Origin of the sequence: Sphingobacterium nematocida (assembly GCF_900168125.1) — a bacterium.
GTDB classification, from domain to species: domain Bacteria; phylum Bacteroidota; class Bacteroidia; order Sphingobacteriales; family Sphingobacteriaceae; genus Sphingobacterium; species Sphingobacterium nematocida.
Genome location: NZ_FUZF01000003.1, coordinates 20220 through 46059, shown reverse-complemented (window position 1 = coordinate 46059; position 25840 = coordinate 20220). Strand labels below are relative to the sequence as shown.

Below are 25840 nucleotides of genomic sequence, written 5' to 3'. Positions count from 1 at the left end.
GCGGTAAATAATATGAAGATTTCAGAAATTTCGATAAAAAGACCAAGTTTGATCATTGTGATGTTTATCATCTTGATCCTTGGTGGTATATTTTCCTATACCCGACTGGGGTATGAGCTTATTCCTAAGTTTGATATCAAAGTTATTTTGATTCAGACAGTATATCCAGGAGCGTCTCCAACAGAGGTGGAAAACACCGTTACCAAGAAGATTGAAGATGCTATTTCTTCACTTGAAATGGTTAAAAAAATTGAAGCTACATCCATGGAAAGTGTCTCAGTAGTAGCTGTGACATTAAATGATGAAGCCGATGTTAACTTTTTGCTCACGGATGCACAGCGTAAGATCAATTCCATTTTGAATGATTTGCCTGACGATGTCGATCCTCCGATCTTGAATAAATTCTCGTTGGACGATATGCCAATCATGAGTTTAGCAGTTACTTCTAGTTTATCTGAGAAGGAATTGTATGATTTATTAGACAAAAAAATACAGCCTGTTTTTGCTCGTATCAATGGTGTAGCTAAGGTTGATATGATCGGTGGTGAAGAGCGTGAGATACAGGTGAAGGTGGATCCGGAGAAACTAGAAGGTTACGGCTTGAGTATTTCGCAGATTCAACAGGTTATTGGTGCGTCCAATATGGATTTCCCTACCGGTAGTGTGCAATCCAGTGAAAAGCGTAATACTATTCGTCTAGCTGGTAAGGTTAGTTCGGTTGAAGAATTGCGTAATCTACCTATCACCACCCCTGCAGGAGTGACTATTTTTCTTCGTGATATTGCAGATATTCAAGATGGGGTAGCCGAGATCGAAAAAGTGGCAAGGTTAGATCGGAAAAACACGATCTTGATGCAGGTGTATAAGCAATCAGATGCGAATGCTGTAGCCGTGTCTAAGTTGGTTCAGGCGACAATATCAACAAAAGATAAAGAGGGCAATGTCATTAAGGGGATTGAAAAAGATTATGCGAAAGAAGGTATACAGGTTCTGGTTGCGAATGACTCCAGTGAGTATACTTTGGACTCGGCCAATCACGTAATGAAAGATTTAGTAGTAGCCGTCATATTGGTAGGTTTCATCATGCTATTCTTCTTGCATAGTTTGCGTAATGCGGCTATTACGATGGTAGCGATTCCTTTGTCTCTGGTGGCAACCTTTATTGGGTTTTACTTTATGGGTTACACCTTAAATTTGATGTCTTTATTGGGATTGTCTCTAGTGGTGGGTATTTTGGTCGATGATGCTATCGTTGTAATCGAGAATGTCCACCGCCATATGGAGATGGGTAAAAACAAGGTGCGTGCAGCATATGATGGTGCTGCAGAGATTGGATTTACCGTAACGGCGATTACGTTAGTAATTGTGGTTGTGTTTTTGCCAATAGCGATGTCTACAGGTTTGGTGGCTAATATTTTGGCTCAATTTTGTGTTACAGTTATCATTGCCACAGGACTATCTTTACTAGTTTCATTCACCGTAGTGCCTTGGTTGTATTCTCGCTTTGGTAGATTAGAACATATTAATTCAAGTTCTTTCTTTGGACGGATTATCTTAGGATTTGAAAGAGGTCTTTCCAAATTCACGCATTGGATCTCCGATATCTTAAAATGGTCTTTGCGAACCAGAGGTAATAAAATTATCACTTTGGTGATAGCTGTTACGTTATTCTTTGCCTCATTATCATTACCGATCTTAGGTTATATTGGAGGAGACTTTTTCCCTGCAAATGATAAAGGGGAGTTTATGATACAGCTAGAGTTAGAAAAAGATGCTTCATTAGAGACAACCAACCAGTTAACACAGCGCGCAGAAAATCTAATCGCGTCAAAACCTGAAGTGAAAAGATTGATTACCACAGTAGGACAGTCTAGTGATGGTGGTATGGGAGGTGTATCAGGATCTAGGTACAAATCAGAGATTCACGTGATCTTAAAAGACGAATATGTTGGGGTGTTAAATTCTAAAGTATATTCCGCAGAGTTAAAACGTGAATTAGAGAATGAATTAATTGGTGCAATTGTACGTACAGTCAATATGGGGCTTATGGGAGCTGAGCAGGCTCCGGTACACTTAACCGTGATTGGTACTTCGATGGAGGATGCTTTGGATTTTGCGAATAAAGCGGCTGATATTTTGAAGAAGATACCAGGGTCGTCTCAGGTTAGATTGTCTTCTGAAGCGGGTAACCCAGAAATTAATGTCAAAGTAGATCGTGATAAAATGACTTCCCTAGGGTTGAATGTAGCTACAGTAGGTAGTACGATGCAGGTTGCGTTCTCAGGAAATACCGATAATAAATTCCGCGCAGGCGACAACGAGTATGATATCAATATACAGTTTGATGATAAAGGAAGGGCTAGTATAGACGATGTGCGTAAGTTGAAGTTTATCAACAATCAAGGAGCTTCTGTTACTTTGGAACAGTTTGCGGACATTTCTTACGGTTCGGGCCCTACTTTGTTAGAGCGTCGTGACAAGACCCCGTCAGTGGCTGTCAAAGCACAGGTCATTGGACGTCCAGCAGGTACTGTATCCGAAGAATGGAAAAGAGAGTTTGATAAGTTAGAGAAGAAAACAGGTGTAGATACGATGTGGGGTGGTAATATGGAGAATCAAGAAGAAGGATTCGGTACATTAGGAGTTGCGTTGTTAGCTTCGATTATATTGGTTTATCTTGTAATGGTTGCCTTGTATGATAACTTTGCAACACCATTTGTAGTCTTGTTCTCGATACCGCTATCATTTATTGGAGCTTTATTATTGTTGGCACTGACGAATCAAACGTTAAATATTTTTACGATTCTAGGTATTATCATGTTGATTGGTTTGGTGGCGAAGAATGCAATTTTATTGGTGGATTTCGCAAATCATAAGAAGGCAGCTGGAGCGACTACACATGACGCCTTGGTTGCTGCAAACCATGCTCGTCTTCGTCCAATATTAATGACAACGATTGCCATGGTGTTTGGTATGATTCCTATTGCGATGGCGACAGGGGGTATTGCCGATACCAATAGAGGATTAGCCATTGTAATTATTGGAGGTCTATTGTCTTCAATGTTCTTGACACTGGTTGTAGTGCCAGTAGTCTATTCAATTTTTGATAGCTTACAAAGACGCTTTGGCAAAGGTCAAGATGTTAATTATAAAGAATTAATCGTGGCAGATTACGTGCCAAATGAAGATTATGTCGATGAGATGGATGTAAAGCATTAGTAGTCACTGGTTTCGTAGGTAGGGCGGGAGGATGTGAAGTCCTCCCGCTTTCCTTTTTTTAGCGGCTTAGAAGAAAAATGTGCCCTTTTTGCGAATAACCTAGGAAAAATGTTTGGATAAAGTTTTTAAATCTCTATATTTGCATCACCAAAACGAAATAGGCTATACCTAAAGAAGTGATGGTCGCTGCGCTCCTAGCTCAATTGGATAGAGCATCTGACTACGAATCAGAAGGTTAGGGGTTCGACTCCCTTGGTGCGCACATTAGTTAACTGAAAAGCCTAATTCTCTTAACGAATTAGGCTTTTATTTTTGTCACCAAAAATTACTCAACACTATGCTAAACCTTGTATTATTCGGTCCTCCAGGAGCAGGAAAGGGTACACAATCAGAAAAACTAATTAGTAAATATAATCTTGTGCATATCTCTACAGGAGATCTTTTTCGTGCACATATTAAAAATCAGACTGATTTAGGTAAACAAGTAAGTCAGATGATTGCAGAAGGAAATTTAGTTCCTGATTCTATCACGATTGCGATGTTAGAAGAGGAGATCAAAAAGAATCCAGAAGCAAAAGGATTTATCTTCGACGGTTTTCCACGTACAGTTGCACAAGCAGAAGCATTAGATCAATTTTTAGTAGATAATAATAGCGCTATATCTGGAGTTATAGCATTAGATGTTAATGAAGAAGAGTTAACACAACGTATCGCTAAGCGTCAGGAGATTTCTGGTCGTGCAGATGATGCTGCTGATAAGTTGAAAAAACGTATTGAAGAATATTTCGGAAAGACAATACATGTTCTGCCTTATTATGAGGCTCAGAATAAACTCTCTAAAGTAAATGGTATTGGTGATATCGATACTATTTTCTCGGAGTTATCTCAGGTGATCGATAGTTATATCGCTTAATTTTTTATAGATAATTTTATGGCTCAGGGTTCTAATTTTGTTGACTATGTAAAGGTGTGTTGTAGGTCAGGGCATGGAGGGGCTGGTTCTTCGCATTTGCATCGGGACAAATTCACGGCCAAGGGCGGCCCAGATGGTGGCGATGGTGGACGAGGGGGACATATTATCCTCAAAGGGTCGACGCAGCACTGGACGTTATTACACCTGAAGTTTAGAAAGCATATTATTGCCGAATCTGGTGGACCAGGTGGTTCTGCGCTAAGAACCGGTGCAAACGGAAACGACGAAGTTCTTGAAGTACCTTTGGGTACAGTTGCTAAAGATGCAGAGACAGGTGAAATCCTTTTTGAAATTACGGAGGAAGGAGAGACGAAAATTCTTACGGCAGGAGGAAAAGGTGGTTTGGGAAACTGGCATTTCAAGTCTTCTACACAACAGACACCGCGATTCTCCCAACCCGGACTACCAGGGATTGAACAATGGGTGATTCTCGAGCTTAAAGTTCTAGCAGATGTTGGTTTAGTTGGGTTTCCAAATGCAGGTAAATCTACGCTATTATCTGTTGTTTCGGCAGCGAAGCCTGAAATCGCAAATTATCCTTTTACGACACTAGTGCCTAATTTAGGTATCGTCGGTTATCGCGATAACAAATCTTTTGTTATGGCAGACATTCCTGGTATAATTGAAGGGGCATCAGAAGGGAAGGGTCTAGGAATTAGATTTCTAAGACATATCGAACGCAATTCTGTACTTCTGTTTATGGTTCCAGCAGATACCGATCGTACTATTGAAGAGGAATATAATATTCTTCTAAATGAATTGACTTCTTATAATGATGAACTTTTGGTGAAACCGAGATTATTGGCAATAACCAAGTCAGATATGTTGGATGAAGAATTGGAAGAAGAAATGAAGGCTCAATTGCCAAAAGATATCCCCTATATTTTTATATCTTCTGTAGCGAACAAGAATATTCTTCCTTTGAAGGATATGTTATGGAAAGCAATTAATGAAGGTTAAAAATAAAAGCTTAATAATGAGTTGTTTTTAGATAAGTTGATAAAAAAAGTAGATAAATATTTGCAAAAACAATCAAAATGCCTACTTTTGCAGCACTTCAAACAACGAAGGGTAATTCAAATAAAGAATTAAGATTCCGTAGCTCAGCTGGTAGAGCAATACACTTTTAATGTATGGGTCCTGGGTTCGAATCCCAGCGGGATCACAAAAAAGCAACTTCAAAAGAGTTGCTTTTTTTGTTTTTATCTCCTAGTAATTGAACCCTTGGGTTCGATTCTAGAATCAAGGTTATGTTTGGGACTTTTTTGTATCTAATAAAACTTTTCCCCAGTCATTTAAATTCCATAATACATCTACTAAACTTTGTCCAAGTGGTGTAAGAGAGTACTCCACTCGTGGGGGGAGCTCATTAAAAATTTTCTTGGTCAAAATTCCATCTTGCTCCATCTCTTTTAGATGCTGATTTAAGACTCTTCTATCTACTTTCGCGATTCCTCTTAACATTTCGCTAGGTCTTTTTTCACCTTCGTTTATACGCCATACTATTGGGATTTTCCATTTTCCACTGATGGCATTAACAGCAAATTCTAATGGACATATTTTTTCTTCTATAGCCTGTTGCTTTAATTTCATAAGAGTGACTTTTTTGCCCCATAGGGCTAATTATATGCGGTATTGTAGTTCTCAGAATACTTTCAAACCTTTGCAAAAATAACAAACAAAAATACAAAATATTCTTCCAGCGGAACGGTGCGGTGAGCAATGGATGTAATTTACATATTCCATTTCGATAAATGGCGCGGAGTTAATAACAATTAAAAATGAAATAGAGCCAACAAGCTCATGAAATAAAAAGGTTAATATGAAAAAATTAAAGCAACAAATTGACGAATTAAACGAAGCTCTTGCGAGTCAGCTTCCATCGAATATCGTTGAAGTTTTTGAACAATCGATTGAAGATTTGAAAAAGCAGAATATAGCAGAAACTAGCGCGCAACTTGGGCAGAAGTTTCCAAATTTTAGTTTGACTAATTGGAAAAATAAGACGATAGAATTAGATGGACTATTAAAAAGGGGGAAGGTAATTGTAGCTTTCTTTCGTGGTAGCTGGTGTCCTTATTGTAATCTTGAGTTACAAGCGCTGCAAGCTCGTTTAAAAGAGCTCGATGATAGAAAGGTGAGTCTTGTAGGAGTTTCTCCACAGTTATCTCATTATAATCAAGAATTAATGGGAAATCACAATCTTGAATTTGAATTACTGACAGATAAAGATAATAAGCTAGCCCAAATGCTCGGTATTTCTTTTCAACTCCAAGAATACGCAGTATCAGTATACAATAGCTTAGGTATAAACCTTTCTATGTTCAATGCGAATGAAAATAATGAATTACCTGTTCCTGCTGTGTTTGTAGTTGACACAGATTATAGTATTGTTTACAAATTTGTAGACAGTAATTACATGAATCGGTTAGATATAGAAGAACTTATTGAACAATTGTAATGAGCGAAACCAGAAGGGGGGCCAGGCGTGTAAATGACATTCCAGAGGATGTTCTGAATCGTTTAAATCGTGGTGAAATGGAAACCGCCAACCTGGTGGAATGGTTGGCCGTGGATAAGAAAGAACTACTCAGGCATATGCTTCAAGAAAGTAATCGTACCGAGTATCTAGAGCCTGTTTTACATAAGATAAATCAACTGAAGAAAGAAACTACAAATACAGTAAATGCGACGATAGGCTACGAGCTTTATCTACACGCAACGCAAAATAGCGATAGCCTTTTTCTTTCCCACTTATCCCAGCATCGATCCGATTTAGTTCGGTGTTGGGCCGCATATAGTATCGGGAAAAATAAAAATTTGAATATAGGCGAGATGCTTGTACAGATTCGCCCTTTTGCGGCCGATGGACATTTTGGAGTTCGTGAAATAAGTTGGATGGTCGTACGTGAGTCGATTATTGCCAATTTAAAAGAAAGCATTTCTCTTCTTTCAGAATGGATATTGGATCCTGATGATAATGTTAGGCGGTTTGCTAGCGAAGCGACGAGGCCATGTGGTGTCTGGAGCAAGCATATTGAGGAATTAAAACAGCAACCAGTCTTAGGGTTACCGATCTTGGATGTGTTAAAATCCGATCCATCGCGATATGTACAGGATAGTGTCGGAAATTGGCTCAATGACGCGAGTAAATCGAGTCCTCATTTTGTAAAAGAGGTGTGTGAACGTTGGGGTGCTCAAAGTAAATCAAAAGAGACCCATTACATTTTAAAGAAAGCACTAAGGACTTTAAATAAATAGTTAAAAAAAAAGACATAGACGGCTATCGTGAGTTTAGGTTAAATAAGGATTCTTAGGTATATAAACAAGACGATAGCCATTTTTCTTTAGTGAGTTGATTGTATCGTTGTCTGGTACTATTTTAAATATAATAGACACCAATGTTTGAGCCGGAAGAAATTTTATCTTTACTAAGAAATCCAGTATAGTCTTTTTCAATTTAATATGTAAGAATAGTTTTTTTTTATTTTTCATCGAGACATATTCAGCACCCTTGAACCAAAAGCTCGGGTTTATTGTTTTAAAAGCAACCAATCTTAAACCAAGGCCAGCAGCAAGCTTTTCAAACTCTCTTTCCGATACTTTATAAACAAAATTGCCGACTGGTTCGTAAGAGAACTGATTTTTCCATATTTTTCGTAAACTGTTAGGATATGTAGCCAAAAGATTGCTCAAGAAGAGCAGGAAAGGCATTTTTGAGACGGGATCCTGTGGTTCCATAATAACCACGGCAGATTGAGCAACACGGAGCATTTCATATACAGCCGTGTAAGGTCTTGGAAAGTGATGGTAGGATTCTTTACACAGCACATAATCAAAACTATTGTCTGCAAAGCTTAATTGTTCTGCATTTTCGGCTTTGCATTCCGAAATTATCCCTTCTCGTTGTGCAATATTAAGGAATTTTGTGTTTAAGTCTGTGGCAAGAGCTTGATTTTTAGAGTTTAATATGTACTCGGCGTCAAAACCATAAGCATCTCCTACAGTAAGCCATTCTTTGTCTTTTTTGTGCAATAGAGGAGATAAACATTCAAAAAAAATATCTTGAAGCCAATTTGCTAGGCTGTTTTTTTCTATATTTCTCCTTCTTTGATAGACTTCAATTTTAGAATCTTCCGAAGGGAACTGTTTGTCGTACCATTCATTGTGTCTGTTGTAGCTGTTTCTGTAGGACATATCATAATGCTTTATGATAATTACGCAGATAATTAACTAAACGTTTGGAGGAATTTGGATTTATTTGTAGAAATATATTTTTTTAATTTTACCCAACATCTTATAGAACCGTTACGTAATACTATTATAGTGTTAATTAGAAATTGGTCGCTAAATCGTATGAATGGATCTTTTTTTTAGTAAGGACAGCAAGCTAGTGAAAGGCTGTAAAGCCAATAAGCGCCAAGCCCAGGAAGTTTTATACAAGCTTTATTATGATGATATGCTGCGGTTATGTTTTAGGTATCTGAGGTCAGACGAGTTGGCTCAGGAAGCACTCAATTTAGGATTCCTAAAAGTGTTTCAGCATATTGGTACTTTCGATTCAAAGAAAGGAGAGTTAGGTGCTTGGATAAACACCATTATGGTAAGGTCATGTATAGATTTAGGACGAAAGGAAGCTCGATTTGACCATTTTGAAATTCAAGAAAACAATGAAGATGTCTTTATGGAGCCTACGGTTCTGGATAAGCTCTTTGCCGAGGATGTTTTAAAGCTTATCAGACTATTACCAGTTGCAACTCAAATTGTATTTAATCTTTCTGTCATTGATGGATACTCTCATAAGGAGATTGCCGAGCAATTAGAAATAAGTGAAGGAACATCTCGTTGGCATCTATCGGAAGCAAAGAAACAGTTGCGGATAATGTTGACAAATTCAATAATTGATAACCCTCTGAAAAATAAAAGATCATGAGAAAATCAGTGTGGTATCACAAATTATGGAGCGATAAGTTAAGCAAGATTCCTATCAAACAATCTTCCGGCGAGGCTTGGAAAGGAATGGAGGGAATATTAGACAAAAACTTGCCGACGGCTTCAGGACTTACAGGCCCTACGACATCATTCGTTAGGAGGATATTGAAAATTGTCGGATATCTGTCACCCGTTGTTGTTATCGTTGCGGTAACACTATTTGTTGGTAGCCCGGAAAGGAAGACTAGTCCTGTCATGAACGAAAAGATAGAAAGACGTATTTTAGATTCAATAGATAATCCTATTGACATTGAAGAAAAAGTGATTAAACAAGTGGTGGCTATAGATTCAATACTGTTCCAACCAAAGGGCAATAAGGGGGTGAATTCCATCGATTCTAAATCAATGATGATCAAATCTGATATAATTCTTGACCGAAAAGTCGGAATAGCAAGCAGCTCTATCCCTATTAAAGAACAAAATTTTGAGGTTTATGACAACGTAGAGGAAGGTTGTATTTCAAGAAAGGACAGCTCGCGTATCTTACATGATATAGGGATGCAGGTAAGCCGTCGAAGTGAACAATCAAAAGTAATCGATGAAAAGGTAGAGAAGAGAAGGCCGAAAAATATTCGAAATTGGGGTGACTTTACAATAGTACCGTATAGCTATGGTATTGAAGTAGGGACGAATTTAGGAAGACAGGGGGCTAATTTATCTGTTGGACTTTTTAGTGATTTCGTATTAAATGACAATTGGCTTATTAACCTAGGTATTCAAGTAAATAGTAAACAAAAAATTGAAGGAGAATTTAGTCATCCTAGTTTTTTTAGACCAGATTCTTTACGGTATTCCTTTACAGTTACAGATGAACGAAAGCTTTTTGTACTAGATGCACCGCTTAAGCTTGAGTATAAGGTTTCGGAGCTTGTCAGCTTGAATGCTGGTGTAATTGTTAATTTTCCAATAAGCCAGTCGTCCGCATTAACGCAATTAGGCCCTGTTGCTGACATACGTGATACTCTTTTTCGCAGTAATGAGATAAACTCAGCTTTGGCAAACACGAGCGTAAATCGGATAAATTTCGGTTTTTCAAGTGGAGTTAACGTTCATTTCAAGCGATTTGATCTAAGAGGAAGCTATCAAGTATTAACACCCTATCGCATTTATAACTTGCTTGGTTCATTTAATCATAAAAATAGATATTTTCGGGTAGGGCTAGCGTACAGGTTTAAGTGATTTTGAATCAGATTAATAGCTTTTTTTTGATGATTTAGTTTTAAATAAGAGTAGTAATTATTGGATTTATCTTTGCTAAATCATTGCAATTACAAATATTTTTTCTACCTTTGCATCACTTCAAACGAAGGATAATTCAAATAAAGAATTAGGATTCCGTAGCTCAGCTGGTAGAGCAATACACTTTTAATGTATGGGTCCTGGGTTCGAATCCCAGCGGGATCACAAAAAAAGCCTCAACGAAAGTTGAGGCTTTTTTTGTGCCCTTTAGGGTCGAAGCCAAGGGGTTTATTCAACGGAGGTTCAGGGATGTGTTCGGGGGTTGAGGGGCTGAACCAATCCCAGCGGGTATAAGTAATCCGGCAGTGACGGAAGGATCTCGAATTAGGATGTCCTTTTGCGTCGGCTGTTACATCAAGTGCGGCAACTGATGAATCAAATGAGCTGGATGATGAATCAACTGAGGTAGGAGATTAATCAAGCGGAGCGTTTGATAAAGCAGACGGGGCAGTCGATGAATGTATTTGGGGAAAATGAAAGTTTTCCGTACTTATAATGTGACATCAATATGAACCTGAATCAGAAAGGTATGAGTTGATAATTAAGTAGAATTACCTAAATTTGTGCCGCACGTTGATAAAAGTGTGTTTTGAATTGATATTCAACTCAATTGCTTGTTTTTGGAAGGTTTAGTATATGTCTGAATTAATTATTGATGAAGATTGGTTAACACAGCTTTCAGAAGGGACAAATGAAGCTTACCAAAGACTCTTTGCGACTTACTGGCCCCGTATTTATACTTTAGTACATATGCTGGTCAAATCCGACATCCAGGCGGAAGACCTTACTCAGGAAATTTTTATTAAAATCTGGAACAACAAGGAAGAACTGCCTAAAATACGTAATCTGGATGCTTACATCTATACAGTCGCTCGACATGCCAGTCTCGACTTTTTAAAGAAGCGCGTTCTGGTCACCGAGAATTTAGAAAATCTGATTGTCCATCTGAGGGATGATGCGCCGGGACCTGAACAGCAAATCTTGTTTAAAGATCTGGAAAATTGCTTGCAAAATGGGATAGATACATTGCCAGCTAATATTAGAGAAGTATTTATGCTTAGCCGCTATCACGGTCTCTCACACGAAGAGATAGCCGAACAGTTAGGTATTTCTGTCTACACCTCCAAAACCTATGTGGTTAGAGCCCTCAAAGCCTTGCGTCTATATATCCGTCATCATGCGCATGTACAGTCTATCTTGTTCGCCTTTTTAATTCTGAATCGCCTGTAAAAGACATGCCTGCCCCACAATTTCTTATCTAATACATGTGTTTTTATAAAAATTAATTTACTGATTAATAGTGTTTTGTGTGTTTTTATAAAAAAATCACTATTGTTTGGTATTCCCACCATCCCTTATTTCGTCATTATATTTTAGGGACCTTATACCTGATCATGAAACAAACAGAAAGAATTACCTTAGTGTACAACAAATATGTTCAAGAATCACTGACCGCAGAAGAACTTCTGGAGTGGATAGAGATTGTACAGAACCCTATGAATGCTACTTTTCTGGATCAACTTATGGTGCATACCCTAGTAGAACTAGAACCGGGAGAGCGTGGTCTAAATTGGCAACCAGCTTTTGACCGTTTCTCCAAAACAGTGGGGCTAGAGAGCAATAGTAGAACAACGAAGATTAAATCTTTCCGTTACTGGCCGTACGCAGCTGCCGTAGCTACACTATTTGTTTTATTTAGCGCTTATTTTATTTGGAAACAACCATCCGAACAACAGATTGTTGTGTCTGAATTTCAGAAAGAAGATGTTGCACCAGGTGGTTATGCTGCTATCCTGCGTTCGACCGATGGAACTGCACTAAACCTAAGTGAGCAAGGTGAATTGGTTGTACGACAGAGCGGTCTTGAAGATGGTGCAGGAAACTTACTAAGTACGGGGGATTCGGAAACTGTATGGCGTACTATAGAGGTGCCTAAAAAAGGACATTACAAACTTGTCTTATCAGACGGTACACAGGTATGGTTGAATGCAGCTTCATCACTGCGCTTTCCTCTTCATTTCGATGAAAAGAATCGTATCGTACACTTAGAGGGAGAGGCTTTCTTTGAAGTGACCGAGAATAAGAAAAAGCCGTTTATCGTACAGAGTCAAAATCATTCGGTCAGGGTACTGGGTACTAGTTTTAACGTTTCGGCCTATCCAGATGAACATACACAGACTACTTTATTGACGGGAGCTGTCGAGGTCAACACCGTAAACAGACTGATGAATTTGCAGCCAGGTATGCAGAGTGATGCATTTGGTGATCGATTAATAAGACGTACGGTCGATGTTGAATCTATCACAGCTTGGAAGGATAATCGTTTTGTGTTTGTTAAGGAGCCCTTGACTGATATCATGAAGAAACTTGAGCGCTGGTACGATGTTGAGTTCGTTATTGAAAAGGGATCCGAGGGGTTACTTAAAAAGACATTTTCGGGTTCTTTGACCCGCTACAGCAAGCTGTCCGAAACATTGGATTTATTCAGTTATACGGAATTGTTGAATTATTCCATTAAAGGAAGGATGGTCTATTTGAAAAAGTAGATGTAAGTATGAGCTTTTTAAACATTTAATTATATAACGTGAAAAAACGTTGATTAAAGCTACCTAAACAATTAACTAATAAAATGAAGTACAACCAAAAAAAAGAAAGATGGAATAAGAATCTTTCAAGCGCATTATGGGCGATGAAGACCAAGGTATTTCCAGTAGCGATGGCTTTTACTCTTGTTTCTTTTCAAGGTGACGCCCAAATTGTAAACATCCGAGAGAATCAGATCCGGATGGAAAAGTTAATCAAAGAAATACAAAAACAAACAGGGTACAACTTTCTGTACGACGATCAATTACTGGAACACCAAGGGGTAAAGAGTATTAGCATTGATGGACTTTCTGTCGCCAAGGCACTGGATATGGCTTTGGCTGGTACAGATATTACCTACGTCATCAAAGACAAGAGTATCGTACTGAAGAAGAAAAAAGTAGCAATATCTAGCTCGGCCGCTAACAATATCGTACAGGAGGCTGTGGTGAGCGGAGTGTTACGTAACGATCAGGGGAATACGATTGCGGGATCGACCATCCGTAATACCAGGACAGGAGCAGTGGTTACGACCAATACGGAAGGAAAGTTTTCAATAGCTGCAAAATCAGATGATGTACTGGAGTTTAGCTTTTTAGGTTATCAAAAAGGACAGTATAAAGTGAAAGAGGTGAATAAGCCAATAACGATGACGCTTTCTGTAGCGGTCAACGAATTGACAGATGTCGTGGTGGTAGGCTATGGTTCACAACAGAAAAAGGTAGTTACCGGTGCTATTAATACGATAAAAGGAGAGGAGCTTTCCAAGTCACCAGCGGTTAATATTTCGAATACATTGATGGGGAGAGCCCCAGGGTTAAGCTCGACTATGATCTCCGGAGCACCAGACCGTGATCGAGCAGCAATAAAGATCCGAGGTATGGGTGAGGCTTTGATTGTAATCGATGGAGTAGCACGTGAAGGACAAGGGCTGATCGGTATGGAGATGGATAAGCTGGATCCGAATGCAATAGAAAGTGTGACTGTACTGAAAGATGCATCTGCAGCAGTATATGGTACACGCGGTGCCAATGGAGTAATATTGATTACGACCAAGAAGGGATTTCGTGACCGTCTAGATATTAATTATGCAGGTCAGTTCGGTATACAACAGAGTACCAGATTACCTAAGTTTCTAGATTCGTACAATTATGCTTTGTTGAATAATGAAATGTACGACAATGATATTGCTGATCGAGGAAACTCACCGCGTAGAAAATATACAGCGGAGGAGTTACAGAAATTCTTAAACGGTTCGGATCCGGATCGATATCCAAATACAGACTGGTATGGCGATGTCTTGGATAAAACAGCTCTACTGCACAAACATAATGTGAATGTCGGTGGGGGAGGTAAGAATGCCCGGTACTTTTTGTCGGGATCTTTTACGGATCAGAACGGTTTGATGAAGACCTCTGAAATGAAACGCTATGGTATCGTGAGTAATACAGATTATGATGTGACACCGAATACCAATCTGTCGGTTTCGTTAAACTATATCACCGAGACTTCGGACAATCCAGCTTCTCACCCAGAGGATATTTTTGGACGTCTGGCTTCATTGGGTTCAGTCATGCCTTCCCATTTTTCGAATGGTCTATATGCCTACTCAGGTTATGCCGGTAATCCAATTACAGACGTTATGGCAGAGAGTGGTTACAAAAGAAATACACGTAATGTATTTACAGGAAGTTTTGGATTGACACAAAAGATTCCTTTTGTACCTGGACTATCTGCGGGTGCATTCGTTGCTGTAGATCGCAATAGTTCTTTTCAAAAATCATTCGCTATACCGTTTCCGCAGTATACGTTGGCTGATACGAAGGATGAATACACCTTGCAAAATGGAACTGAAAAAGCACGTATGGAGCAGTCCTACAATCAGAACAATAATGTCAATGTACAGCTGAAGCTGAATTACAAACGTCATTTTGGACAGCATAATATTGATGCAATGGCGCTATATGAACAAAATGAGTTCAAGAGCGATGTATTCTCGGCAGAGCGTAGCAATTTCCCGGTTTCTAGTTTGGATCAATTGTTTTTAGGAGATATCAAGACACAGAAAAACTTAGGTTCAGCGTCTGAGAATGCTAGGCGCAGTGTGGTCGGAAGAGTGCAGTATAACTATGATCAACGTTATGTCGTAGAAGGAAGTTTTCGTTATGATAGCTCTCCGTATTATCCCAAAGGTAAGCGCAATGGATTCTTCCCTGCATTGTCGGCTGCTTGGAACATTTCTGAAGAAGATTTCTTCAAAGAGCGTTTTGCTTTCGTGGACAATCTGAAGTTGAGAAGTTCTTTTGGCCGCTTAGGAAATGACGGAGGAAACCTGTATACCTACTTTTATAATTATGCACTTATTCCTGCAGGTTATGTATTCGGTACATCAGATAATATAAGTCCGCTAGCTCGCATCTCTAATCTGACTGTTCCAAACACAAATATCACTTGGGAGAAGGTGGACGCATTTGATGTTGGTATTGATGCGACACTTTGGAATGGTAAGTTGGGTTTTGAAGTCGATTACTACAATAAGAATAAATTTGATATCCTACGTTCTAGGAATTACGACGTACCATTGACATTCGGTATTAATCCAGCGTTACAAAATTTTGCCAAAGAGCGCTACTATGGTTATGAAGCATCCGTATCGCATCGCAATACGATCGGCAATGTACGGGTCAATGCACGTCTGAATATGACTTATACGAAGAGTACAGCTGTAGATTATGGTGAGAATGATGCGGTATTGCCAGGCTTGCGCCAAGAGGGATCCACAATTGGTATGTCGCGTATTTTGAAAGCGGATGGTATTTTCCGTAACCAAGAGGACGCTGACAAATGGGCAAAATACCTGAATAGCCCTAATGGTTCACCTATTACACCAAAGGCGGGGGATATCCGCTATGTAGATATGAATGGTGACGGAGTCGTGGAGTTATATAGTGGCAGTCCTGATCGTGCTTTTGAAGCGATTTATATCTATCCGCCGACAGTCTATGGTTTGAATCTAGGTGCTTCTTGGAAAGGTCTGTCTCTAGATGCTTTCTTTCAGGCATCCACAGATGTGTATATCAACTATAAGCCAGGTGACGATCTTGCCAACTTTTATGAGCTGCATCTTGATCGTTGGACACCAGAAAACTTAGACGCTTCGTATCCACGCCTATTGTCCAATCACGAGAACAACAAGTTGCCGTCTACATTTTATGTGAAGAATGGTAACTACTTGAAATTGCGTACAGCACAGGTCGCATATGATTTTCCAAAAGATTGGATCAAGCGAGCAGGCATTAAGTCTTTAGGTATTAATTTTCAAGGACAGAACCTGTTTACCATCAGTGCGAGTAAGCGCTTTGACCCAGAATCTACAGGAGCATCGGCCAACCTGTATCCACCACAAAGAATCTATACATTGGGTTTACGCGTAGGTATCTAACATTTTAAAGAATTGAAATCCATGAAAATTAAAAGACATATATTATCCTTGAGTACATTGGCCTTAGCGTTGGCTTTAAGCTCTTGTCAAAAAGACTTTTTAGATAGAAAACCCCTCAACCTATTGTCTGAAGAGGTGGTTTGGAAAGATCCTGAATTAATAAAATTATCGGTCAACGAATTTTACACCTTCCTGAAGACAGGATTCGATACCTATATCCCTGCTGCAAAGACCGATGATATACAGCTAGTCGGTAATGAGGAAAAGAAAATAACGAGCTTTCTTACAGGTGATTTTCTGAGCACTTCATTTCCAGAGCGTAATCTTTGGAAAGATAGCTACGCACAGATTCGAAAGTTAAATGTTTTCATTAACCGGGCTGCGGTGTCTACGGTTCTGAATGACACCGAACGTAATGTTTTGTTAGGGCAGGCCCGATTTATGCGTGCCTACGTCTATTTTAACTTGTTTGCTTCTTTTAAAGACGCTCCATTATTATTAAAGCATCAGTCTATCGAAGAGGCCGAAGACAAGCCAGCGAAAGTCAGCCATGAAGAAGGCTTACAATTTGTGATACAGGAATTAGATCTTGCAGCGAAGGAGTTACCAAGTACCTATGGTAAGGAAGATTGGGGACGTATCACGAAGGAAGCAGCAATAGCCTTTAAAAGTCGTGTATTGTTATGGGGAGCGAGCCCTTTGGTCAATACAGGAGACGTAGCAGCGAAGTGGAAACTAGCTGCGGATGCAGCACAGATTGTTATGGAATCCAAAGCCTTTGAATTAAAAAAGGATTATGCTGCTGTATTCGTCAATAAGAATATCATGGACAAACCTGAAGTGATTCTGGAGTTCCGATACAACGGGATCAAAGGAGAGAAGATGCATGCCTATGATCAAAATAATACACCTGCAGGCTATGGCGGTAAAGGTATCAACTGTCCTACGCAGGATATTGTCGATAGTTATGAAATGGTAAATGGTCTTCGTATAGAGGAAGCTGGGTCGGGTTATGACCCCTCTAATCCATACAAGAACCGTGACCCTCGTTTTGCAAAATCTATTCTTTTTAACGGTGCAGATTTTAAAGATCGGGCTGTAGAAACTTTTACTGGAGGTAAGGATTTGCTAAGAACCAATCCGACCCCTACGGGATACTATATCCGTAAGTTTATGGACGAAAAGTTTGACTTTAACAAGGACAAGAATGTAGGAAGTAGTACTAACTGGGTCATTATGCGTTACGGGGAGGTCCTGTTAAACTTTGCAGAGGCTGCGAATGAAGCAGATGGGCCAAGCATAGCGGTTTATGATGCAGTCAATGCAATTCGTAAGCGTGCAGGTATGCCAGCTATTCCGACAGGATTGAATAAAGAGCAGATGCGTGATCGTATTCGTCACGAGCGTCGTATAGAACTTGCTTTTGAAGACGACATCCGTTATCAAGATATAAAACGATGGAAGCAGGCGACGGATATCCTCAATAAATCCGTGAGAGGTGTCACGATTACGAAAGGCACAAATGGGACTATCTCTTATAAAGAAAAGAATGCTGGTTCACGTGCGTTTGAAGAGCGCAATTATTGGTTTCCTATTCCTTTGGTAGAAGTGGGGATAAATCCTAATCTGAAACCGCAGAATCCAGGTTGGTAGTTTTTTAGAATGGCACATAATTGATAATGAGATATAAAAATAAATTAGGAATCGCATTGGCGATATTAAGCTTACAAGCTACAGTTACCGTAGGGCAATCTGGCAAATGGGGAGGTTTGGTTAATCTTCCAACTAAGGTAGAGTCGGAAAAGAAAGAGCAATCTGACAAGAGTAAAAAAGATAAAATCAAGAAATTTGAAGAGCTAATTACTAGCGACGCAAAGAAATCAGTAGGACTTTTTAATACTTACAAAGTAGATGATAAGTATTATATGGAGATCCCTGATACATTGCTGAATCGGGATATGTTGGTCGTCACGCGTTTTACACAGACACCAGTAGGTTTAAAAGAGTTCCGTTCTCAATATGGCGGAGAGATGTTGAATGAGCAGCTTTGGCAATGGCAGCGTCGCGAGAATACAATATATATACGCGTACCGAGCTATGCCTATATAGCTACCGTAAATAGAGATATGGATGCTGCACTCGCTAATTCAAATGCTCTTCCGATATTAGCTGCTTTTGATATCAAAGCGTTCAATAATGCAGGCAAAAACGTAGTTATCGATGTAACCGATTTCTATAACGGTGAGATACCAGGTATGCCACTGCCTGAAAAATTAAAGAAGACTTATAAGATAGCAGGTATTGACGCGCAGAAGTCTTATATCGATACCATTAAGTCTTTCCCGGAGAATGTAGAGGTGCGGACGGTAAAGACCTTCAAATCACCAGTTCTCCCCGCAGATAATTCAGTGGGTACGATGACTTTTGGTTTGAATACCTCTATGGTCCTGTTGCCTAAGGTACCTATGCAAGCGCGTTATGAAAATGAACGGGTAGGGTATTTCTCTAATCGAAAGTTGGATTTTGGTGCGAATGATCAAAAAGTAACCCGTAATGCTTTTATACAACGTTACCGCCTTGAGCCTTCGGATGCGGAGGCCTATGCACGAGGCGAATTGGTCGAGCCGAAGAAACAGATTGTCTTCTACATCGATCCGGCAACCCCAAAAAAATGGGTGCCTTATCTTATAGCAGGGGTGAATGATTGGAATACAGCATTTGAAGCTGCGGGTTTTAAAAATGCTATCGTAGGTAAGGAAGCACCTACGCATGAAGAGGATCCAACATTTAGTACAGAAGACGCTCGCTATTCCGTGATCCGTTACTTTGCATCGGAGATAGAGAATGCTTACGGTCCGCGTATTTCAGACCCGCGCTCAGGTGAGATTGTAGAAAGTCATGTAGGCTGGTACCACAATGTCATGTCATTATTACGTAATTGGTTTTTTGTACAGACTGCTGCAATAAATGAGGGAGCACGCGGTGCAAAACTGTCTGATGAACAAATGGGACAATTGATCCGTTTTGTGTCTTCACATGAATTAGGACATAGTTTAGGACTATTGCATAACTTTGGTTCCAGCTATGCATTTGATGTAGATTCATTGCGTTCACCTTCGTTTACAGAGAAGTATGGTACAGCACCATCCATTATGGATTATGCACGTTTTAATTATGTGGCACAGCCTGGTGATGGAGTGAAAAACATTTATCCTAAAATTGGGGCGTACGATCGTTTTGCGATAGATTTCGGATATCGTTACCATGGTAACAGAACACCTGAGCAAGATCGCCTTTGGTGGGAAACAAAGATACAGGAGAAGGCTGGAGATCCGTTGTACTATTACGGCAAACAGGGATCTATGGATCCAAGGGCACAAAGTGAAGACCTAGGCAATGATGCCGTCAAAGCCGGTGAGTACGGAATTGCGAATCTAAAGTATATCCTTCCTAATTTGGAAAAATGGACATACGAGCAGAATGGTAGTCTGGAAGATACAAAGGAGCTGTATAAAGACTTGATCGGACAGTACCGTCGTTATATCAACCATGCTATAGCATATGTGGGAGCGATGACGGAGGACTACAAAACCAAGAGCGAAGCTGGGGCAGTATATACTTATGTCGCTAAAGAAAAGCAACGGGGAGCTGTCGCTTTTGTCAACAAACATGTCTTCGAGACACCATATTGGCTGTTGGATACCAATCTGATGAAGCGTATTGACTACGGCACTATGGTCAATAAAGTACAAGAGATGCAAAATCAGGTATTGACATCATTGTTAGAAACCTATGGTTTTGCCCGTATGATCGATAATGAATTTAAGAATGATACTAAAGCTTATACCGTCAAGGAGTTGTTGACAGATGTTTCCAATTCTATTTTTAACGGCGCTAAAGACGATATGTTCAAACGTGGATTACAACGTGCCTACGTCGATCGTCTTGGTGTGATGTTGAAATTGGATAAGCCTGTACAGGAGACCGCTTATGCGGCGGCGGGTCTTACGCCTTACAATCCAAATCTTTCGGATATGCGGATTTTGATCCTGAGTGAGTTAAATGACACCGAAATACGTATTAAGAAAATGGCAAAAGGAAGTAAAGGTTTCGAATCAGATCACTATACAGATTTGTTACGCCGTATTCAAGCTATCAAGAAGCTTAATTCATAACGCTAAAATTTTACCTTCTATAACATTAGAAACTCCTAATATGCTTTGCGCTTTTAGGAGTTTTTTGTAATATATTTATTGATTTGCTGTGCATGAAAATAAAAACGGTCACATATCTTACGATGTGTGACCGTTATGTATACACAGAAAATTTTTTCCTATTTTGAAGTATTCAGTCTACTAGCAGCAACTCGGTCTGTTAAAAACAATAATTTACCATTTGTGGGTGCTAACAACTGTGAAGGATACTCTTGAGGGTTACGCTCGCCTTCCAGTACCTCATACAATGCATCAGTTTTCTTTTCACCAAACGTAATCACAACAATATTCTTGGCTCTATTAATGAGCGGAGCAGTTAATGTGATACGATACATACTTTGAGGTTCTAGGTAATAGGCGTCCACCCACTTCTTGTCTTCAGCAAGCACAGCTGTGTGCGGAAATAAGGAGGCTGTGTGGCCATCGTCGCCCATGCCCAATAAAATCAGATCAAAAGCACCATTCTCACCTAAGACAGCCTTTATTTCCGCTTCGTATTGTGCAGCATGCTCTTCCGGTGATAATGTCTCGGAATACATCTTGTAGATATGATCCTTTGGAATTGGTACATGATTTAATAGTGTCTCAAAAGCCATTTTAGTATTACTACGTTCATCATCAAATGGTACCCAACGCTCGTCACCCCAAAATACAAAAACTTTTTCCCAATCTATCATCGTTTGATATTCTGCAGAGGCAAGTATTTTATGAAGCGCTATCGGAGATGAACCCCCAGTCAGTGCAACTGTGAATTTGCCATTTTCAGCTATAGCCTGTTTTGCAGTAGCAATGAATAACGTAGCAGCGGCTTCGGTAAGTTGTTGTGTATTATCAAATATCCGTATCAATTTTTCCAACTTTTAATGTATTATTAATGAAACTAAGAATTTTTATGGTGCGCATTTACAGCCCATACATGGCCATTTTGAGCAACCAAAGCTTCTGCATTTTCAGGACCCCAAGTACCGGAAGCATAGTTTGGGAAGTCGAGCGTATTTCTACTTTCCCATGCTTCTTGTATCGGTGTGATGACGTCCCAGGCCTCTTCGACCTGATCCGAACGCATGAATAATGTGGCATCACCATTCAGCGCATCAAGCAGTAATGTCTCGTAGGCCTCTGGCGATTGGGTTGAACAGGTATCGTAATCGAAAACCATCTCTGAAGGGTTTAATGCCATGGTCAAACCAGGGCGCTTGGTCATAAAACGTAGACGAATATCCATCTGTGGTTGGATATTAATCGTTAGTTTATTCGGCATTAGATTATCAACCTGACCATTAGAGAAGGTCGAGTGTGGAACAGGTTTAAACTGTATAGTGATAGAGGAGTGTTTCTCTTGCATACGTTTTCCGGTACGTAAGTAAAAAGGTACACCTTGCCAACGCCAATTATCCAAAAAGAACTTGACAGCAACAAAAGTTTCCGTGTTTGATTTTGGATTCACGCCCTCTTCTTCTCGGTACCCGGGTACTTTTTTTCCCTGTAACCAGCCTTCATCGTATTGACCTCTTACCGCATAACGTTGTACCTCTTCCGGTTTTATACGCCGTATTGCTCTTAATACATCAACTTTACGGTTACGTATCTCTTCAGATTTGAAGGAAGCTGGAGCTTCCATAGCCACCATACATAATATTTGCAAGAGGTGGTTTTGAACCATGTCTTTAAGTGCTCCGGCACTTTCGTAAAAACCGCCACGGTTTTCAACACCTACCTGCTCCGCTACTGTAATCTGTACGGAGTCGATAAAGTTTCTATTCCAAAGCGGTTCAAAAAGAGCATTTCCAAATCTGAAAGCAAGTATATTTTGAACAGTCTCTTTGCCCAAGTAATGGTCAATCCTGTAGATCTGTTTTTCTTGAAATGTTTGTCTTAATAATTTATTAAGTGCAACCGCTGTTTCTTTATCGTTTCCAAATGGTTTTTCGATAACAATACGGTCCTTTTCAGGATTACTAGCCAAGCCTGACTCATTGATGTGTAGCGTGGCTGCTTCAATAAAACGAGGAGCTACTGATAGATAAAATAATCTATTTGCACGTTCACCCCACAATTCATCCAAAGCATCCAATTGAGCAGCTAAATCTTTGTAGGAATTGATATCTTCGATATTCGATTGAAAATAGGAAATATTAGGATTGAATGTTTCCCACTTTTGTTGTTCCGGTGCCCCAGTCCGTGAAAATTCGGTCAATCCTTCTTGCAGATGTTGTCTGTAAGAGACATTGTCAAGTTCGGTACGACCTAGTCCGATGATTGCGAATTTTTCAGGCATCCAATCGTCCAAAAACAAATTGTAAAAAGCAGGTATCAATTTACGCTTCGCCAAATCTCCCGTTCCTCCGAAAATAACAATAATGGAAGGTCTGGCTTTTTTACTAGTTTTCATTGTAATATTAAAAATGTAATCAATTTTATCTTAGTCCCATTGTGTATGAAACGAACCCTCACGGTCGATACGTTCGTACGTATGCGCACCAAAGTAATCCCGCTGAGCTTGTATAATATTTGTAGGCATACGCTCCGAACGGTATGAATCGAAGTAAGCCAAAGCATTCATGTAAGCTGCAAATGGAATACCGCAGTCTACTGCATATTTGACAATTGTTCTTGTATTTGCTTGTTTTGAAGATACGTTTTGAGCTATAACGTCGTCCAAAAGGATGTTTCGTAATGAAGGATTGCGATCATACGCCTGTCTGAAGTCCTCCAAAGCAGCAGCACGGATGATACATCCTCCCCGCCATATTTTGGCCACCTGTTCTAAGTTCAGTCCGTAGTTATAGGTTTCTGAAGCGATGGTTAGCTGAGCTAGCCCTTGGGCATAGGTGTTTAACATGGCAAAATAGAAAGCATCTTTCAATTGATCGATTACTACGTCCTCATCTATATCCTTGGTGGTAGACTCCCACGGCAATTTTTGAGAAGCCTGTACCCGCTCAGGTTTGAATTTAGACATATCACGCATGGTGACTGCAGCATCAATAACTGGAATAGGAGCCTGTAAATCCATTGCGTTTTGTGAGGTCCATTTACCAGTACCTTTGGATTTAGCCCAGTCCGAAATCACATTAATCAGACGTTGACCGTCTTCGTCAAACTTGTTCAGTATTTCGCCTGTAATCTCGACTAGGAAAGACTGCAATTCGGTATTGTTCCAATTTGCAAACGTTTGTTGGATTTTAGTATCACTGATGCCAAAACCTCGTTTCATAAGATCATATGTCTCTGCAATCAATTGCATGATGCCATATTCAATCCCATTATGAACCATTTTTACATAATTTCCTGCAGAACCATTACCTAGATAAGCAACACAAGGCTCACCATTTACTTTTGCAGAAACAGCCTCAAATATAGGGCGTAGACGTTCATAAGCATTTTTATCACCTCCCGGCATTAAGCTAGGACCAAAACGAGCGCCTTTCTCGCCTCCCGAGATACCCATTCCGAAGAAGTGTATATTCTTTTGAGATAACTCTAAGAACCTGCGATCCGTGTCCGGAAAATAAGAGTTACCGCCGTCGATGATAATATCACCCTCTTCAAGATGAGGGAGTAGACTTGCTATAGCGCTATCAACAGGTTTACCAGCCGGAACCAAAAGCATGATTGCTCGTGGTCTGCGGATCAACTGCGTGAATTCATTCACCTGAGTCGTTGCTTTTACCCGATGGTTGTCATTAATTTCTTCTTGTAAGGATTGTACTTTAGCGGAGTCCAGGTCTAGTCCTGCTACAGCAAATTTGTTGTCGGCCATGTTTAGAAGGAGATTTCTTCCCATAACACCTAGACCAACTATACCAAAATCATATAATTCCATAAAATTTTTATCTGTTGATGCAGATTTTTATCGTTTCGGATCGTACTAACTTAGTGAGGGAGAATTTGCATCAGATAGCTCCCCCTAATTAATAATCAAAGATATAAATCTTTTCGTTGAAAACACCTGTTTTTTACTCCTTTCGGGCTGTGCAATCGACCATATATCATCGGGTTTATTAGAAGTAGATTATTGTCCCATATCGTCAAAACTATTTTTTAATGGTTTTGTCTCTTGATTTGGACAACATATGCTGTACATCTTTCCTATGTCAAAATTATGTTCCTGTTATAACTAATGGTTATATCCTATGGGTTTTATTCATTTTCTTTCCAGTTGTATGACACCGTACTTTGTAGAAAAATAGTAGATATATGAATAATGACGTGTTTTTTCGAAAGGATTTATTGAATAGGAGTTTGTCTATTCGAGAGCTTATTTTTATTGCTTTAGGTTTACTCTGTTTGGCATCTTTTATATCGCCGCCAACGGCATTACTGATCGGTATTGTCACGGCACAATGGTTGGGTAATCCTTTTCCTGATTTTACGCATAAACTTACCCACGTTTTATTACAGGTATCTGTTGTCGGACTGGGATTTGGGATGGATGTCGAGTCCGCTGCTACAGCGAGTAAGGATGGTTTCGTTCTGACGGTATTATCGTTGTTTGGTATTTTGATCCTTGGTTATTTCATAGGAAGGTTCCTGCGCGTAGATCGCAAAATATCTTTTTTAATTACCGTAGGTACAGCGATATGTGGGGGGAGTGCTATCGCAGCTATTTCTCCAGCGATAAAGGCAGAGGAAAAACAGATCAGTGTTGCATTAGCAACGATCTTTATCTTAAATTCTCTGGCACTCTTTATATTTCCGGTATTAGGGCATCTTTTTCATCTCTCCCAGAATCAGTTTGGATTATGGAGTGCCGTTGCCATTCAAGATACAAGCTCGGTGGTAGGAGCCGCTAGTAGATACGGTGAGAAGGCATTACAGATTGCGACGTCTGTAAAGTTGACTAGGGCATTGTGGATTATTCCTGTTGCATTCGGGAGTGACATAGTGTTTAGAAATAAAGGTGGAAAAATCAAAATACCTTATTTCATAGGTCTTTTCGTTTTAGCCATTCTGGCAAATACTTATATTCCGTTTGTACATACAGTAAGCCAAGACTTGGTCCGAGTATCAAAGAGTGGACTTACGGTCGTGTTATTTTTGATTGGCTCTGGTCTCTCCATAAAAATATTGAAGTCGGTAGGGGTGAGGCCATTTATATTAGGTATTTTCCTCTGGTTAGCTATTGCAATTCCTACATTGATTTTGATTCTGTCTTTTTTTAATTAAAATTTGATC

At 39.7% G+C, this 25840-nt stretch carries 18 protein-coding genes and 3 tRNA genes; 16 read left to right on the top strand and 5 right to left on the bottom strand.

All coding sequences use genetic code 11. The features are described from left to right. Positions 1-12: 12 nt before the first annotated feature. The 5 genes from B5X76_RS04615 (at position 13) to B5X76_RS04595 (ending at position 5357) form a co-directional block, all read left to right on the top strand. Positions 13-3219 (top strand): efflux RND transporter permease subunit, encoded by a 3207-nt coding sequence (locus B5X76_RS04615; RefSeq protein WP_079641685.1) that lies wholly within the window; start codon positions 13-15, stop codon positions 3217-3219. Positions 3220-3407: 188 nt separating this feature from the next. Continuing rightward, positions 3408-3481, top strand: a tRNA-Arg gene (locus tag B5X76_RS04610). Positions 3482-3556: 75 nt separating this feature from the next. Further along, positions 3557-4132, top strand: a complete 576-nt coding sequence (locus B5X76_RS04605; protein WP_079641684.1) for an adenylate kinase — start codon at positions 3557-3559, stop codon at positions 4130-4132. A gap of 18 nt (positions 4133-4150) precedes the next feature. Next, the gene (gene obgE, locus B5X76_RS04600; protein ID WP_079641682.1) at positions 4151-5152 is read left to right on the top strand and encodes a GTPase ObgE; all 1002 of its coding nucleotides are present in this window, start codon (positions 4151-4153) and stop codon (positions 5150-5152) included. Between the two features lie 132 nt (positions 5153-5284). Further along, positions 5285-5357, top strand: a tRNA-Lys gene (locus B5X76_RS04595). Positions 5358-5440: 83 nt separating this feature from the next. Here B5X76_RS04595 and B5X76_RS04590 read toward each other — a convergent pair. Next, positions 5441-5785 carry a winged helix-turn-helix transcriptional regulator gene (locus B5X76_RS04590; RefSeq protein WP_079641680.1) on the bottom strand — a complete coding sequence of 115 codons (345 nt, stop codon included), beginning with the start codon at positions 5783-5785 and terminating at the stop codon, positions 5441-5443. Between the two features lie 229 nt (positions 5786-6014). On the opposite strand from B5X76_RS04590, the gene B5X76_RS04585 reads away from it, so the two are divergent. After that, a complete protein-coding gene (locus B5X76_RS04585; protein ID WP_079641678.1) occupies positions 6015-6653 on the top strand; it encodes a peroxiredoxin-like family protein in 639 nt (212 codons plus the stop codon). Continuing rightward, positions 6653-7453, top strand: a complete 801-nt coding sequence (locus B5X76_RS04580; protein WP_079641676.1) for a DNA alkylation repair protein — start codon at positions 6653-6655, stop codon at positions 7451-7453. The genes B5X76_RS04585 and B5X76_RS04580 overlap by 1 nt, the downstream gene beginning before the upstream one ends. Before the next feature lie 33 nt (positions 7454-7486). On the opposite strand, the gene B5X76_RS04575 is transcribed toward B5X76_RS04580, so the two are convergent. Beyond that, the gene (locus B5X76_RS04575) at positions 7487-8389 is read right to left on the bottom strand and encodes a class I SAM-dependent methyltransferase (protein WP_079641674.1); all 903 of its coding nucleotides are present in this window, start codon (positions 8387-8389) and stop codon (positions 7487-7489) included. 163 nt (positions 8390-8552) lie between these two features. Between B5X76_RS04575 and B5X76_RS04570 the strand changes: the two genes are divergently transcribed. From B5X76_RS04570 to B5X76_RS04535, 8 genes are all read left to right on the top strand, one after another. Then, positions 8553-9125: an RNA polymerase sigma factor gene (locus B5X76_RS04570; RefSeq protein ID WP_079641672.1), complete on the top strand. Its 573-nt coding sequence runs from the start codon at positions 8553-8555 to the stop codon at positions 9123-9125. Next, positions 9122-10363 carry a hypothetical protein gene (locus B5X76_RS04565; protein ID WP_079641670.1) on the top strand — a complete coding sequence of 414 codons (1242 nt, stop codon included), beginning with the start codon at positions 9122-9124 and terminating at the stop codon, positions 10361-10363. Before B5X76_RS04570 ends, B5X76_RS04565 begins: the two co-directional genes overlap by 4 nt. Positions 10364-10515: 152 nt before the next feature. Further along, positions 10516-10588: transfer RNA gene (locus B5X76_RS04560), tRNA-Lys, on the top strand. A 471-nt stretch (positions 10589-11059) separates the two neighbouring features. Next, positions 11060-11653 (top strand): RNA polymerase sigma factor, encoded by a 594-nt coding sequence (locus B5X76_RS04555; protein WP_079641668.1) that lies wholly within the window; start codon positions 11060-11062, stop codon positions 11651-11653. A 164-nt stretch (positions 11654-11817) separates the two neighbouring features. Beyond that, positions 11818-12969 (top strand): FecR family protein, encoded by a 1152-nt coding sequence (locus B5X76_RS04550; RefSeq protein WP_079641666.1) that lies wholly within the window; start codon positions 11818-11820, stop codon positions 12967-12969. A gap of 83 nt (positions 12970-13052) precedes the next feature. Then, the gene (locus B5X76_RS04545; protein WP_079641665.1) at positions 13053-16448 is read left to right on the top strand and encodes a TonB-dependent receptor; all 3396 of its coding nucleotides are present in this window, start codon (positions 13053-13055) and stop codon (positions 16446-16448) included. Positions 16449-16469: 21 nt separating this feature from the next. Further along, on the top strand, positions 16470-18101 hold the full coding sequence (locus tag B5X76_RS04540; RefSeq protein WP_079641663.1) for a RagB/SusD family nutrient uptake outer membrane protein: 1632 nt from the start codon (positions 16470-16472) through the stop codon (positions 18099-18101). A gap of 26 nt (positions 18102-18127) precedes the next feature. Further along, positions 18128-20623: a zinc-dependent metalloprotease gene (locus B5X76_RS04535; protein ID WP_079641661.1), complete on the top strand. Its 2496-nt coding sequence runs from the start codon at positions 18128-18130 to the stop codon at positions 20621-20623. Positions 20624-20781: 158 nt separating this feature from the next. On the opposite strand, the gene pgl is transcribed toward B5X76_RS04535, so the two are convergent. The 3 genes from pgl to gndA are packed head-to-tail and all read right to left on the bottom strand — an operon-like array spanning position 20782 to position 24488. Then, on the bottom strand, positions 20782-21519 hold the full coding sequence (gene pgl, locus B5X76_RS04530) for a 6-phosphogluconolactonase (protein WP_245800944.1): 738 nt from the start codon (positions 21517-21519) through the stop codon (positions 20782-20784). Positions 21520-21542: 23 nt separating this feature from the next. Next, entirely contained in the window at positions 21543-23054 is a 1512-nt protein-coding gene (gene zwf, locus B5X76_RS04525) for a glucose-6-phosphate dehydrogenase (RefSeq protein ID WP_079641660.1), read from the bottom strand. A 30-nt stretch (positions 23055-23084) separates the two neighbouring features. Beyond that, a complete protein-coding gene (gene gndA, locus B5X76_RS04520) occupies positions 23085-24488 on the bottom strand; it encodes an NADP-dependent phosphogluconate dehydrogenase (protein WP_079641658.1) in 1404 nt (467 codons plus the stop codon). A 374-nt stretch (positions 24489-24862) separates the two neighbouring features. Between gndA and B5X76_RS04515 the strand changes: the two genes are divergently transcribed. Then, the gene (locus tag B5X76_RS04515; protein ID WP_079641656.1) at positions 24863-25831 is read left to right on the top strand and encodes a YeiH family protein; all 969 of its coding nucleotides are present in this window, start codon (positions 24863-24865) and stop codon (positions 25829-25831) included. Positions 25832-25840: the final 9 nt, after the last annotated feature.

What these genes read in the sequence shown, in the direction of transcription:
- B5X76_RS04615 (WP_079641685.1), top strand. Translation starts at nt 13, where the DNA reads ATGAAGATTTCAGAAATTTCGATAAAAAGACCAAGTTTGATCATTGTG.
- B5X76_RS04605 (WP_079641684.1), top strand. Translation starts at nt 3,557, where the DNA reads ATGCTAAACCTTGTATTATTCGGTCCTCCAGGAGCAGGAAAGGGTACA.
- obgE (WP_079641682.1), top strand. Translation starts at nt 4,151, where the DNA reads ATGGCTCAGGGTTCTAATTTTGTTGACTATGTAAAGGTGTGTTGTAGG.
- B5X76_RS04590 (WP_079641680.1), bottom strand. Translation starts at nt 5,785, where the DNA reads ATGAAATTAAAGCAACAGGCTATAGAAGAAAAAATATGTCCATTAGAA.
- B5X76_RS04585 (WP_079641678.1), top strand. Translation starts at nt 6,015, where the DNA reads ATGAAAAAATTAAAGCAACAAATTGACGAATTAAACGAAGCTCTTGCG.
- B5X76_RS04580 (WP_079641676.1), top strand. Translation starts at nt 6,653, where the DNA reads ATGAGCGAAACCAGAAGGGGGGCCAGGCGTGTAAATGACATTCCAGAG.
- B5X76_RS04575 (WP_079641674.1), bottom strand. Translation starts at nt 8,389, where the DNA reads ATGTCCTACAGAAACAGCTACAACAGACACAATGAATGGTACGACAAA.
- B5X76_RS04570 (WP_079641672.1), top strand. Translation starts at nt 8,553, where the DNA reads ATGGATCTTTTTTTTAGTAAGGACAGCAAGCTAGTGAAAGGCTGTAAA.
- B5X76_RS04565 (WP_079641670.1), top strand. Translation starts at nt 9,122, where the DNA reads ATGAGAAAATCAGTGTGGTATCACAAATTATGGAGCGATAAGTTAAGC.
- B5X76_RS04555 (WP_079641668.1), top strand. Translation starts at nt 11,060, where the DNA reads ATGTCTGAATTAATTATTGATGAAGATTGGTTAACACAGCTTTCAGAA.
- B5X76_RS04550 (WP_079641666.1), top strand. Translation starts at nt 11,818, where the DNA reads ATGAAACAAACAGAAAGAATTACCTTAGTGTACAACAAATATGTTCAA.
- B5X76_RS04545 (WP_079641665.1), top strand. Translation starts at nt 13,053, where the DNA reads ATGAAGTACAACCAAAAAAAAGAAAGATGGAATAAGAATCTTTCAAGC.
- B5X76_RS04540 (WP_079641663.1), top strand. Translation starts at nt 16,470, where the DNA reads ATGAAAATTAAAAGACATATATTATCCTTGAGTACATTGGCCTTAGCG.
- B5X76_RS04535 (WP_079641661.1), top strand. Translation starts at nt 18,128, where the DNA reads ATGAGATATAAAAATAAATTAGGAATCGCATTGGCGATATTAAGCTTA.
- zwf (WP_079641660.1), bottom strand. Translation starts at nt 23,054, where the DNA reads ATGAAAACTAGTAAAAAAGCCAGACCTTCCATTATTGTTATTTTCGGA.
- gndA (WP_079641658.1), bottom strand. Translation starts at nt 24,488, where the DNA reads ATGGAATTATATGATTTTGGTATAGTTGGTCTAGGTGTTATGGGAAGA.
- B5X76_RS04515 (WP_079641656.1), top strand. Translation starts at nt 24,863, where the DNA reads ATGAATAATGACGTGTTTTTTCGAAAGGATTTATTGAATAGGAGTTTG.